At 65.4% G+C, this 12,649-nt stretch carries 14 protein-coding genes; 4 read left to right on the forward strand and 10 right to left on the reverse strand.

The window, feature by feature from the left end; translation table 11 throughout:
- Positions 1-10: 10 nt before the first annotated feature.
- From flgK to fliF, 10 genes are all read right to left on the reverse strand, one after another.
- Positions 11-1,519, reverse strand: coding sequence for a flagellar hook-associated protein FlgK (gene flgK, locus NBY65_RS29585; RefSeq protein ID WP_250265850.1), 1,509 nt, complete (start codon positions 1,517-1,519; stop codon positions 11-13).
- A 55-nt stretch (positions 1,520-1,574) separates the two neighbouring features.
- Positions 1,575-3,029 (reverse strand): flagellar hook protein FlgE, encoded by a 1,455-nt coding sequence (locus NBY65_RS29590; RefSeq protein ID WP_250265851.1) that lies wholly within the window; start codon positions 3,027-3,029, stop codon positions 1,575-1,577.
- A gap of 57 nt (positions 3,030-3,086) precedes the next feature.
- Positions 3,087-3,989: a flagellar motor protein MotB gene (locus NBY65_RS29595; protein WP_250265853.1), complete on the reverse strand. Its 903-nt coding sequence runs from the start codon at positions 3,987-3,989 to the stop codon at positions 3,087-3,089.
- Between the two features lie 48 nt (positions 3,990-4,037).
- The gene (locus NBY65_RS29600; RefSeq protein ID WP_250265855.1) at positions 4,038-4,700 is read right to left on the reverse strand and encodes a hypothetical protein; all 663 of its coding nucleotides are present in this window, start codon (positions 4,698-4,700) and stop codon (positions 4,038-4,040) included.
- 114 nt (positions 4,701-4,814) lie between these two features.
- A complete protein-coding gene (locus NBY65_RS29605) occupies positions 4,815-5,855 on the reverse strand; it encodes a flagellar motor switch protein FliG (protein ID WP_250265856.1) in 1,041 nt (346 codons plus the stop codon).
- Complete coding sequence (locus NBY65_RS29610; protein WP_250265857.1) at positions 5,852-6,199, reverse strand: EscU/YscU/HrcU family type III secretion system export apparatus switch protein; 348 nt, start codon at positions 6,197-6,199, stop codon at positions 5,852-5,854. Before NBY65_RS29610 ends, NBY65_RS29605 begins: the two co-directional genes overlap by 4 nt.
- Positions 6,196-7,035: a flagellar type III secretion system pore protein FliP gene (locus NBY65_RS29615; RefSeq protein ID WP_250265858.1), complete on the reverse strand. Its 840-nt coding sequence runs from the start codon at positions 7,033-7,035 to the stop codon at positions 6,196-6,198. The genes NBY65_RS29610 and NBY65_RS29615 overlap by 4 nt, the downstream gene beginning before the upstream one ends.
- A gap of 26 nt (positions 7,036-7,061) precedes the next feature.
- Positions 7,062-7,334, reverse strand: coding sequence for a flagellar motor switch protein FliN (gene fliN / locus NBY65_RS29620; RefSeq protein WP_250265859.1), 273 nt, complete (start codon positions 7,332-7,334; stop codon positions 7,062-7,064).
- Positions 7,331-7,969 carry a FliH/SctL family protein gene (locus tag NBY65_RS29625; RefSeq protein WP_250265860.1) on the reverse strand — a complete coding sequence of 213 codons (639 nt, stop codon included), beginning with the start codon at positions 7,967-7,969 and terminating at the stop codon, positions 7,331-7,333. The genes fliN and NBY65_RS29625 overlap by 4 nt, the downstream gene beginning before the upstream one ends.
- Positions 7,966-9,513, reverse strand: a complete 1,548-nt coding sequence (gene fliF / locus NBY65_RS29630; RefSeq protein WP_250265861.1) for a flagellar basal-body MS-ring/collar protein FliF — start codon at positions 9,511-9,513, stop codon at positions 7,966-7,968. The genes NBY65_RS29625 and fliF overlap by 4 nt, the downstream gene beginning before the upstream one ends.
- Before the next feature lie 187 nt (positions 9,514-9,700).
- Between fliF and NBY65_RS29635 the strand changes: the two genes are divergently transcribed.
- From NBY65_RS29635 to NBY65_RS29650, 4 genes are read left to right on the forward strand one after another with little or no spacing between them, the layout of a single operon-like run.
- Entirely contained in the window at positions 9,701-10,219 is a 519-nt protein-coding gene (locus NBY65_RS29635; protein WP_250265862.1) for a flagellar basal body-associated FliL family protein, read from the forward strand.
- Positions 10,219-11,439 (forward strand): FliM/FliN family flagellar motor switch protein, encoded by a 1,221-nt coding sequence (locus NBY65_RS29640; RefSeq protein ID WP_250265863.1) that lies wholly within the window; start codon positions 10,219-10,221, stop codon positions 11,437-11,439. The genes NBY65_RS29635 and NBY65_RS29640 overlap by 1 nt, the downstream gene beginning before the upstream one ends.
- A gap of 27 nt (positions 11,440-11,466) precedes the next feature.
- Positions 11,467-11,991, forward strand: a complete 525-nt coding sequence (locus NBY65_RS29645; protein WP_250265864.1) for a hypothetical protein — start codon at positions 11,467-11,469, stop codon at positions 11,989-11,991.
- 13 nt (positions 11,992-12,004) lie between these two features.
- On the forward strand, positions 12,005-12,649 hold the full coding sequence (locus NBY65_RS29650) for a MotE family protein (RefSeq protein WP_250265865.1): 645 nt from the start codon (positions 12,005-12,007) through the stop codon (positions 12,647-12,649).

A 12,649-nucleotide genomic window follows, 5' to 3' on the forward strand; every position in this document is an offset into this window, starting at 1 on the left:
CGGTTCTCCGTCACTGCAGCTTGTTCAACTCGTCGAGCATTCGTGCCGCCGCCTGGATCACCTGGGCGCTGGCGGAATGGGTCTGCTGCACAAGCAGCAGGCGCTGCAGCTCTTCATCGATATTTACGCCGGATTGGTTCTTTAGCGTGGTCTGAGCTTCCTGCGCTTGCGAGGTGCGGGTCTCGTTGCGTGAGGTCCAGGTCGCCAACTCGGACTGCTGCAGTCCTGCCACCTGCGATGTGGCATTGGAAAGGTTGAGCCCGTTAGGCAGGTCAGTAACCGAGGAGTCGTATGATCCTTGTCCGTTCAGGGCTTGAATAAAGGAAAGTATCTTACTGTTGTCAGAACTATAACCTTCGGAAGTGGCCTGAGCGCCGTCGCGAATGCGCCAGACTTCGCCGTTGGATTGGGAGGGATCCAGCCTTGAGTTTAGCGTGATGGCGCTGGCAAGGCCGGTGATCGCACTGCTGTCAGTGACATCGAAGGGAGTCGTATAGGTTGCGTCGGTCGTCAATACGAGGGAGTGGTCATCACCAATGCCGTTGTGCACGCCGGCAATGGTCGATGAATTAACAATGAATACGCCGGCTGCGTTGGTGTTTGTTTCTTTTTGTTGAAATGCAAGAACGAGATTCCCGGCGATTGCATCTAATTGCTGCGAGAATTTGGGCAGCGTCGTATCGCGCAATGTCAGGCCAGCGGCGATGCTCCCGCTTTCCGAAGCATTAAGTACCCGTCCATCCACCTTGATTGTATCGCCCACCTGCCCCGCAGGAAGTGCAGACGTTGGTGTGAAGGAGAGTTTGTGCACCTGCCCGTCCCACAGCGTGGTGCCACGGTCGGTGGTGATGATGATGCTGTTGTTGGAATCCTGAAACACCTTCACCGGAACACGCTGCGCGATCTCTGCGATCAGGCTAGCGCGGGTATCTTCGAAGGGGGCCGTGGTCTCGCCGCGGGAGGCTGCGCGTTTGAGGTCGACCTCATTTTCGGAGAGTTGGGTGAGGGCGGTATTCACTGCTGTCACATCGGCATTGAGACCCTGGTCGGCTTGCACACGCGCATCCGCGACCGCTGTGTCAAGCCCGTGCAGTGTGTCCACCAGATCCTGCGCGGCGCTCACCGCTGCCTGCTGTGCCACCGTGTTATCGGGATTGGACGACAGAGCGGCCAGTGATTTCTGGAATGCCGAAAGGGTGGACGGCAATGACTGTGAATCGGCAGGTTGGCCAACGGTCTTCATATAGGCGCCGAGCACGTCAATCATGCGCTGGCTGTAGGCCTGCGCGCCGGCGGTTTGGTTGGCGGCTGCTTCCAGTGTGGCATCACCCAGGCGCACCAGCGTTCCCGGCTCGACGCCGGTGCCCTGAGTGCCTGTGATCTGCTCGGCCCTCGGCAGGCCGCGACGAACGTAGCCCGGAGTATTGGCGTTGGCGATGTTGCCGGCGATCAGTTCGGCCTGGCGCTGCTCGATCTGCAGCGAGGACAGCGCGTTCGCGAGGGCGCCCGAGATTGTCATGTCGATGAGTCCGCAGAAGATGGCGGCGGGACGGCCAAAGCCGCCCCGGCCGGCGCTACTGGTTCAGGCGGTTGGCGACGTCCAGCATCTGGTTGCTGGTCTGGATCACCGTGGCCGAGGAGGAATAGGCGCGCTGGGTCTGGATCAGCCGGGTCAGTTCCGTGCTGATATCGACGTTCGAGCCTTCAAGCGCACCACCCTCGGTGGCGCCGGCGGGGCCCTGACCGGGTTTGAACAGGCGCGGTACGCCGGCTGCGGGGTCCATGGCAAAGGCACCGCCGGAGACCGCACTGAGCCCATCGGGATTGGTGAAGAGCGCCAGTTCGAGCTGGTAGATCGGCCGGGTAGAGCCGTTGGAGAACGAGGCGATGACCTTGCCGTCACCATCGACGCTCACGCCTTGCAGCATGCCGAAGGAGGCGCCGTCCTTCTCAATCTTGGTGGCCGAGTAAGCGCCTGCATACTGGGTCATGCCGGCGCTGCTGTTGAGGACGCCGACGTTGACCTTGAGGGTCCTACCCGCTCCGGTCGTAATCGTGAAATCACCAGTCGTGGAGTCGTAGGTTGGTGCCGTTCCAACGGGATAAATTGATGTCGTTGCATCAACAGCGGACAGGGTTCCGGCCGGCTGAGAAGAACTCGTAGAACCGGCGCCGTTGAAGGTCAGCTTCGCCTGGCCGGAGATGTCACCGTTGGAGGAACTGAGCACACCAGTTGTTGTGATCAGTGAATTTGTCGGCGAAGTACCGTCTGTACCCCATACACTGATAGTTCCTGTAGCGGCTGTGGCGGGTATCTTCGCGGTGTCCTGGATAACCATGTTCCAGGTGTTGGCCGTTGGTGTGGTGGGAGTGGAGAAAACCGGTTGGAAGGTGATCGTCAGCGTTTGTGCATTGCCCAGTGCGTCATAATACTGGACCGAACTGGTATGGGCGGTTTGCGCCTGGGTGCTGGTGGTGCTCCAATCGCTGATATCGGTGCTTGGCAGGTTCGCGTTGAAGGTGACCTTTGTGGTCGCCGAGGCGGTGGCCTGCAGGTTGCCGATGTTGACCGTCCCCAGGCTGGTGATGTTGCTGTCAGTGGCGTTGGTGACGGGCTGGCCTGCCGAATCCAACTGGATGCCCTGCAGGTAATAGCCCCCCGTGTTGACCAGGTTGCCGGAGGCATCGGGGCGGAAGGAGCCCGCGCGGGAAGCCAGATACTCGCCGCTGTTATCCGCCTTCGTGTTGACCACGAAGAATCCGTTGCCGTTCACAGCAAGGTCGGTGGTGATGCCGGTGGTTTCCATCTGCCCGACGGAAGCAATGTCCATCCGGTTGATGCCGTGCACGCCCGCGAGGTTGGAACCGGACGAGGCGGTGCCATTGAGCACCATGCTCTCGAACAACGTTTCCGTTTTCTTGTAGCCGACAGTTGAGCTGTTGGCGACGTTGTTGGAAATGGCGCTCAGGCGCTGTGATTCGGCATTCAGGCCCGACAGCGCGGAGTTGATGGCATTCAGCAGGGTCATTCCGGATTCTCCTGGGGCGTATCAGGCACGTGGCTATGGAGGGTGGATGTGAAGGGGTCAGGGACGGGCGTTGGTGGGCCGGCGAGAGTTGGAGCGCATCGCTGTCTCGACGTCGCTGCGCAGGATGGTGATGGCGATGCGCCGGTTGCGGGGATCGGTGGCCGGGTCGGGGATCAGCAGGTCGGTGGCGGCGCGGCCCTCGACCTTCAGCATGCGACCGCCCGCGACACCGTTGCTCTCCAGCACGCGACGCGTGGCGTTGGCGCGGTCGGTGGACAGTTCCCAGTTGGAGTAGTTGCCGCGACTGAAGGGCTGGGCGTCGGTATGCCCGGAGACGATGACAGAATTTCGCACAGTTGCGAGCACGCCACCGATTACGTTGAGGATGCGGGCAAGTCGCGGCGTGGGCTCGATCGCGCCGGGGGCGAACATCGGCACGCCATCGCGGTCGAAGATCTGAATGCGCAACCCCTCGGGTGTCATCTCGATCTTGAGGTTCTCCGAGAGATCCTTCAGCGCGCCCTCGCGCAGCATCCGCTCGAACTCGGCCTTCACGGCCTCGAAGCGCTGACGCTCCGTGCGGTCGCTGATCATCGCCATCGGGTCGTCCTGCGCCTCGGTTGGCCCGCCTTCCTTGGGGCTGTCGAGACCACCGTCCTCGCGACTTGACGTCAGCTTTTCGGTCTTGGCATCGGAGCCATCAAGCACTGCGCGGCCGCCGTCGAGCACCCCGTCTCCGGTCTTCATGTTGAAAATCGTCGTCGTGGTGAAGTATTTGGCGATACCCGCACGTTGGCTCTCTGTGGTGATCGAAAGCAGCCACATGATCAGGAAGAACGCCATCATCGCGGTCACGAAATCCGCGTAGGCGACCTTCCATTGCCCGCCATGCTCTTCGTCATGCCCACCGTGGTCGGCGTGCTTGATGATGATACGTTTTCCGGAGCCGTGGGCGCTCATGACACAACCAGAGGTGGCTTGTCCTTCTAACTTACTCTCGTTTCGCGTTCAAGCATTCGGATTTCGCAAAGTCAGCGTTCCGTTCAGACCCAGGCGTCGCACCAGCCCTTCGTACTCGTCCACAAGGTCGGCAGCGAGCGGACGCGGCAAGGCGCGCTCGGTTTCGGCCACCACGTCCAGCCGGTGTTCTTCTAGTCGCCCGCGGATTTCCATTTGTCCGGTTACCGGCAAGGCAAGCCGCGCGGCAAAGGCCCCGATCCGGCGCCGCCTTGCACCACGGTCGGGGCGCCAGAACAGGTCGACCCAGACCACCACACCCGAAACCAACAACGGCAGCCGCCGTCCGATCCAGGGCAGGGGGTCGCCGAGCGAAAGAGGGGGACGCGGCGACGCGTCGAGCATGCCCAGCAACTCAGCCTCGGTCATTGCGAGCTCGTGCGCGGCGCGGCGCACCCGCTCCCCACCGAGCCAGGCACGGGCATCCGGACGCAGCGCCGCCAGCATCAGCGCGAGCGGAAAGGTGGGACCGGGCGTGGGCACCAGCGCGTCGAGGCTGGACACGCCGAGCCCCGGTTCCGCACCCTGGCCGTCCCCGGAGCGGGAGCGCAGGGCGCTGCCCGTGGCACGGGCCGCCTGCAGATAGGCGAGCCCGGCCTCGTGCGCTGGTTGCGTCGCTGGGACGGGCCCGATCGGACCGTCGTCAGGGGACATGAGAGGCTGGCAATGCAGGCGCCGATGGCGCATGCCACCGGGGCAAAACATCGGCCCCGGAGCCGGTGTTCCGGTTCATCCGACCGGACCTGCGCAATGGCCGGGCACGGGACACTAGCCCATCTCCTCGGTCTCCTCGTTCTCGTCGAGGATGAAGATCCGTCCTTCCTCGGCCAGGCGCTTGGCGATGGCGATGATCTCGGCCTGCGCGTCGTCGATGGTCTTGCGCCGCTGTGCGGGCATCGCGTCGATTTCCTCACGCAGCATGTTGGCGGCACGCTCGGACATGTTGCTGAGGAAGAGATCGCGGGTTTCGGGCAGCGCGCCGGACAGTGCGATCGGCAGGCGGTCGGCCGGGCATTCGGCGATCAGCACGCCGAAGGTCGAGCGGTCCACGCGCGCCAGATCCTCGAAGGTGAACATGATGCGCCGGATCCGGGCGGCTGCCTGCGGTTCCTTTTCCTCGAGCACGCGCATCACGCGCTCCACCATGTCCTTGTCCGAGCGGTTCAGCATCTCCGCCATGATCGAGGAACTGTCGCGCTCGTAGCTGCGGGCGAGGTTGGTCATGAATTCGCGCTTGAGCGTTTCTTCGATGTCGACCAGCACCGAGCGCTGGATGCTGTCCATGCGCACGAGGCGTACCGAGATCTCGGCGGCCACCGGCTCGGGCAGCAGGCGCAGCACACGGGCCGCGTGCGGCGCGGGCAGCTTGGCCAGGATCACCGCCGCCGTCTGCGGGTACTCGTTGCGCAGGTAGCTCGACAGCACCTCCGGCGAGATGTTGGAGAGCTTCTCCCACATGTTCTTGCCTTCGGGACCCTTGATCTCGTCCATGATCTCCTCGACCTTCTCGCCGGGGAGCATGCGGCGAAGCAGCCGCTCGGTGGACTCGACGGTGCCGAACACGTTGCCGGTGCGACCGACCTCATTGCGGAATTCGGAGATGGTCCGTTCGACCACTTCGACATCGGCGCGGCCAAGATTGGCCATCGCGCGCGAGAGGCGCCGGATCTCCTCTTCCTCCAGGCGCGAGAAGATGCGGTGCGAGCGCTCCTCATCGAGCACCATCATCACGATGGCGGCCTTGTCGAGCGGGGAGGTGGCATCACGTGGCGGCTCGGGCGTGCGCCCGCGTGGCTGAGGGGGTCTCATGGGCGGCCTCGTGAGGGTCGGGTACGGGTGAGAATGGGCAGCAGGATTGCCGCCACCGCGGCGATGGCCTCAGGCGGGATCGCCTCGCCGAGATCAAGCCGTGCCAGCGTCTCGGCAAGGTCGGCATCGGCGGCAACTGGCACCCCGCTGCGACGGGCGAGATCAAGGATGCGCTCGGCGACCGCGCCATGGCCGGTCGCCACCACCACGGGAAACCGGGTCTGGCCGGAGACGTAGCGTAACGCCGCCGCGATACGGCGGCGGCGACGTGGGCGCGGCGGCTCCGGTGCCACGGCCGGAGGCCGTGCGCTCAGGGCCTCGTTGTTCGGTGCCGGGGGGATCACGTCGTGAAACTCCGCACCAGCGAGCCCGCGACCAGTTCCCACCCATCGACCAGGACGAAGAAGATCAGCTTGAACGGCAGGCTGACCACCACCGGCGGCAGCATCATCATGCCCATGCCCATCAGCACCGCCGAGACGGCGATGTCGATGACCAGGAACGGCAGGAACAACAGGAAGCCGATCTGGAAGGCCTTGGACAGCTCACTGATCAGGAAAGCCGGGCAAAGTACCGAAAACGGCAGCTCGCTGCGCACCTTGCGTGAGACGCTGTTGGGCTTGCCCGACTTGCCGCCGGGCTGGGCGGAGCGGGGGGGATCGTTCGGGGGCGTCTCGGCGGCATCGGGGGTGGCCGCCGGCTTCGGCGGTGTCCAGCCGGACAGTTCCATGAACAGCACAACGTCCTTGTCGCTGGCGTTCGCTTCCATGAAGCTGCGGAACGGCTTGACCCCACGCAGGAACGCCTCTTCCTCGGTGATCACGCCGTTGGTCAGCGGCACCACCGCGTCCGACCAGGCGGTCTGCATCGCCGGTGCCATCACGAAACCGGTCAGGAACAATGCGAGCCCGATAATGACGGTGTTGGGCGGGCTCTGCTGCAGGCCGAGCGCGGTGCGCAGCAGCGACAGCACTACCACGAGCCGGGTGAAGGCGGTGCCGACCACCAGCAATCCCGGCGCCAGGGCCAACAGGCTGGTAATGGCGATCAGGCCGGCGACGTTGGTGGTCAGGCTCTGCGCGCCGCCGGGCATCGAGAGCGAGAGGGTTTGCGCCGAGGCCATGGTGGGGGCGCAAAGCGCCATCGCCATCGCCAGGGTCCGCAGAAGGAGGTTCGGCATTCTGCCGTTCATGCGCTGGGAAGAGATCAGGACGCCGAGGCGATCTCGGTCATCGAGATCGCCAGCCGGCCTTCCTCGGTGAGCTGCACTTCCCCACGCGCGACCAGGCGGTCGTTGACGAAGATCTCGACCGGCTCTCCAACTTTCTTGTCCACTTCGATGATCGAGCCGCGCCCCAGCGCGTAAAGTTTGCCGAGCGGCATCTTCTTCTCGCCGAGCACCACAGTAAGAGTGACCGGGATATCCATGACCGAGGCGAGCCGGTCGTCACCGATCGGGGAAGAAGAGGAGTCGCTCATGTCGGGGTGTCCTCGGGGGGGCGGAGGGTTGCGCGCACGCGCAGCAGCAGCTCATGCGGATCGAAAGCGAGCCCACCGCCGGTCCAGGAGATCTCGGCGGCGCCCTCGGGCAGGTTCGCATCGGGGTTCAGGATCAGATGGCCGGCGGCGGTTTGGGCAGCCAGTTCGGTCGCCGTGGCGGCCAGTGTCGCCGGATGGGCACGCAGTTTCAGGGTCGCTGGCGTGCGTTCAGCCAGGGCGGTGCGCGTGATGGCCGCAACCTCAGCGCCGGCCCCGCTCTGCAACAGCACGGGGAACAGGCAGGCCAGCGCGGCATCCACCGCGGCCGCGCTCGCCGCCTCCAGCGCCGCCAGATCGTCGGCCTGCGTGCGCAGCACTTTTTGCAGCGCGGCAAGGACCGCTCCCGGGGCGGCGGTTTCGGCGCAGCGGCGCTGCAGTGCCTGGATTTCGACAGCGGCTTCGGCACGGGCGCGTTCAATCCCTTCGACCAGCCCCGCTGCATGGCCTTCGGCCTGGCCCCTTACCCGGCCCTCGGCGAAGCCATCCTCGCGGGCACGGGCCAAAGCACGGGCCTGTTCGGCCTCCGGGCCTTCGCCGAAAGCGGCGATTGCAGGGGGGATGAAGCGGCGGCTCACAATCCGCCTTCCTCAGCGATCCAGGCGCGCAGCACCGCCAGCGCCTCATCCGGCCGCGTGTCCAGCAACTCGTTGAGCGCGACCACTGCCGAGGCACGGATCGGCTGGTCGAGGCTGGACAGCAGCATCATTTCTTCTTCCGGCGCAGCCGCAGCCGCCAGCGCCGCCTGTTCGGCCATGCGGCGGGCCATCTCGCGGTTCTTGCGCCGGCGCACTGCCACGGCGATGCCGCCACCGCCGGCCAGCAGCACGAACAGCGCCACCGCGGCTGCGATCACCAGCCAGCTGGGCTGGTCGGCGGTGTCGGCGGTGCCGCCGGCCTCGGTACCCTCGGCCTTGCCGGCAGCGAAGCGCATCGTCTCGACGCTGACCTGGTCACCGCGCTTCTCATCGAAGCCGACCGCAGCGCGCACCAGGCTGGCAAGCCGGTCCCGCTCGGCGGGGGGCAAGGTGTTGACGTCTCCGTCCACCACCACGGCCACGGTCAGGCGCTTCAGGGCACCGGGTTCGCGGACGCGTTCACTGAGTGTGGAACTGATCTCGTAGTTGATGGTCTCGCCGTTGCGGGTGGCCGCGGTCTTGGTCGTGGCATTGCCGTTACCCTGTTGCTGGTTGGGCAGGTTCTGCCCCACCGTGACTGGGTCACGCGCGCGGTTTTCCTCGGAGGTTTCCTGGTCCACCTGGGTCTGCTTGGATCGCTCGACCTGCGAAAGCGGATCGAACTTTTCCTCACGCTGGGTTTCGCGTGATCCGTCAAGTTCTACCGAGGCGATGGCACGCACATGGCCCGGGCCGAGCAACGGCTCGAGCAGATTCATGACGGCACGTTGCAGCGCCTGTTCCTGCAAGGCCTTCATCTCGGTGAGCCGCCCCGCGGCGGCGGCATTGCCGCCATCGGCGGCCAGGACGACACCTGACGGATCGAGCACCGAGATATCTTCCTGGCGCAGCCGCGGCACCGCGCCACCGACCACCAGGCGAATGGCGGCGGCCTGGGAACTGGTCAGGCGGGCGGCGCCGGTCATGGTGACTGCCACCGAGGCGGTGGGATTGGGGGCTTCGCGTGCGAAACTCTCGCGCTCGGGCAGAACGATGTGCACGCGCGCCGTCTTCACACCGCCCATAGTGATGATGGTACGAGCCAGCTCGCCTTCCAATGCGCGCAGGCGCTGCACGTGCTGCATGAACGAGGTCATGTTCATGGGCGACTGAGCGTCGAGCAATTCATAGCCAGCGCCGCTCTGGTGTGGCAGGCCGGCGGCGGCGAGTTCCATGCGCACCCGCGGGACCTGCGAGACGGGAACAAGCAAAGTGGTGCCGTCGGCACGTGCCTCGAACGGGACTTTCAGCTCTTCGAGGCGCTGGGCGATGCGACCCGCTTCAGCCGGGTCGAGGCCAGCATAAAGCAGCCCCTTGGGTTCGCCCGGACGCGTGGCGATCCAGGCGACGAACAACAAGACCGCAAGCGCCGCGCCACCAAGGGCGGCGAGCTTACCGGGCCCGAGCCGCGGCAATGCGGTCCGGAGAGTGGCCAATTGCTCCATGAGCGACGTTCTGCTGCTCCGGGGGGCCGAATTTCGCAAAGCTCCAGACCTACCCCACGCTGCGAAATTCGGCTGGCGCGGGGGGTGCGGCTGGCTTATACCCTTGTGCGGCATGGTTGTCCCGCGAAAAAGCACGGCAACCTTAAGGCGAATACCCCATAGCTTCTGAAGAAGTCAGAGACCTGTCATGGCGGACGCAGCGACTGCCACATCCAATGCGAAAGTGGAAGGCCAAGGGGGGCCCCGGCGGAGCCGCCGGGGGCTGCTGCTTCTGCTCGGGATCCCCTTGTTGCTTGCCGGCGGCATCGGTGGGGCACTTGTCCTAAAGCCGGATCTGCTCGCACAAGGGCGAGCCATGTTGTCCGGGGGCACCACCGCGCCCGCCGATCCCGAGGTGGCCCGCCCGGTCTTCGTCGAGATCCCGGAGATGACGATCACGCTGCCCAATGGTGGTCGATCCCGTCAATTGCGCATCCACATCTCCCTCGAACTGGCAAAAGTTGAGCCGGATCAGAAGCCGGTCGATGTGTTGACGCCGCGTGTCTACGACAGCCTGGTCACCTACCTGCGCACGCTGCGTGATTCCGAGCTTGACGGAGCGGTCGCGGTCGACCGCCTGCGCGGCGACCTGTTCCGCCGTCTCGACCTGCTGTTGGGGCGCGGCGTCCTGCGCGACGTTCTGATCACCGGCCTGGTGATCGCCTGATGTCGGGCAGCGAGGAAAACCCGGTTCCGGAGGATCCCGCCGGCACGGGGCCCGGAGAGGATGATGCGCCCCCCCCTCAGGCGGCCGCTCCTCCGGCGAGCGAGGACGATGCAGCCGCTGCCTGGGCTGCTGCTGCCGCCGCTCCTGCTTCCCCTGCTGCTCCCGCTCCCGAGGATGATGCCGCGGACGCCTGGGCTGCCGCCGCGGGGGGAAAGGACGATGCCGATGCCTGGGCTGCCGCCGCCGGCAGCACGCTCGGGCAAAGCGACATCGACGATCTGTTCGGGGGCAGCGCCGCTGCGGAAAAGCAGACCACCCGCACCGGCTTCGAGGCGCTGGTCGGCGGCGCCGTGGTTGGCATCGACCGTCTGCCGATGCTCAACATGGTGGTCGATCGGCTGGCCCGGCGTATGACCACCAGCATCCGCAAGTTCACCGCCGACAACGCAGATGTCTCGATCGAACGCATCCGCCCGGTAAGGCTCAAGGAATTCCTCGATTCGATCGCGTTGCCCGCCATGATCGCGGTGATTCGCATCGAACAATGGGACGGCTATTGCCTGGCTGCCCTTGATTCGCGGCTGATCGCCTCTGTGGTGGATGTGCTGCTCGGTGGGCGGCGCAACCGCGTCCAACCGATCGACGGGCGTCCCTATACACCCATCGAACGTACCTTCGTTGGCCGCCTCATCGAGGACGTGATCACCCGCGATCTCAAGCATGCCTTCGAATCGATCTGCGAGGTTGACTTCTCGCTCGACCGTTTCGAAGGCACGCCATCCTACGCGGCCATCACCAAACTTACCGCGGCTGCTGTCACCTTTCGTGCCGAGGTGCTGATGGACGGGCGCGGCGGGCATATCGACTTCCTGATCCCTTATGCCACGCTCGAACCGGTACGCGACGTTCTGAGCCAGGAATTCGTCGGCAAGAAGCAGGGTGGCGACAGTATCTGGCGGTCGCATCTGATGGAAGAAATACCGCGGGCGCATGTGCGCCTGCGCGTGGTGCTTGGGAAGCGCCAACTCTCCTCGGCCGAGGTCGCGCGTTGGAGGCTCGGTTCACGCCTGGTGCTCGATTGTCGCCATGACGACCCGATCGACGTCTTTTGTGACGATCTGCTCGTGCTGCGTGCGCGCATTGCTGAGAAGGATGGGCGGGTGGCATTGCGCGTCGAGGAACGACACATCCTTGAAGACTGGCCTGGACCGGCGGCCTGAAGCCGGCCTCGCAAGGAGAATCCCTGCATGATGAACACCGTTCTCGATGTCACGTCACTGGTTCTGCTGAGCGTGGTCCTCTGCCATGCCGGGTTCCTGCACATGCGTCTCACGCGTCTCCGCCGGGCTCTTGCCGAGGCGGGAGATGTGCTGCCATCGGTCGATGCGGCGGTGGCGCGTCTGGGTGATGCGGCGAGCGGCTTTGCCCGCCGTGTGCAGACTGACCTCGAAGCAGTGGATGGGCGGTTGGCCGGGGCCCGGCGGACTGCTACCGACCTTGCCACTGCCAGCCGTGCGGCCGAAGACCTGGCCTCCCAACTTGAACGCCAGGTTCGCCAGTCGCGCCGGCTCGAGGGCGCTCGCGCAGCCGCGATCCCGCGCGAGCTTGTCGAGCCGAAAGGCTTTGCCGAGCGGATCGGGGCGGCGGCGCTGGAAGCGTCGCGTTCCGACACGGTGGTTTCCCTGCCTGCCCCCAGCTCTGCCCCCGCCGCCTCCGTTTCCGCCTCACCCGCGGGATCGCCGGAACGGGTGGTACGCGTGAACATGCTCTGAGCGGAATCGCGTCATGTCCAAATCGGCTCGTTCTCCGTTCTGTAGCCTTGCTCTGCCGTTTGCTGCGGTCGGGCTCGCTGCCCTGTTGCCCCTGCGTGCGGCGCCACTGATCGGCAAACTTCAGGCTGCCGCCCCCACTTTGCCGCCGCTGGTACTGAGCCGTCCGGGCCTGCGCGCGACCGAGGTGCTGGCGCCCACCCTTGCCGCGCCCCTTGCCGGGAGCGCCCGCCCTGGCCCGGTCGGCGAGGATCGTCCGGCCGATGGGCGATTGCTTGCCGAGGTTGCGCGCCGCCAGGCCGAACTCGATCGTCGCGAGCAGGAGCTTGAAACCCGCGCGACCCAGATCGAGGCAGCCAGCCAGCTTGCCCGCCAGCAGATCGCTGAACTCGCGCGCATGCGCGCCGAGATCGAGAAGCTGGTGGTGCACGAGACTGCCGCGGCCAATGGCGATCTCGATTCGCTGGTTGGGCTCTACGCCAACATGAAGCCGCCGCAGGCGGCTGCGGTGCTGGCCAAGCTCGATCCGTCCAAGGCCGCGGCCATCCTGCAGAAGCTTGACACGCGGGCCGCCGGGCCGATCCTTGCAGCCATGGATCCGGCCGCGGCTCTTGCCATCACCGAGGAAGTGGCACAGCGTCGTGCGGCTTTCCGTCGCTGA

Origin of the sequence: Rhodovastum atsumiense (genome assembly GCF_937425535.1) — a bacterium.
Classification (GTDB): Bacteria; Pseudomonadota; Alphaproteobacteria; order Acetobacterales; family Acetobacteraceae; genus Rhodovastum; species Rhodovastum atsumiense.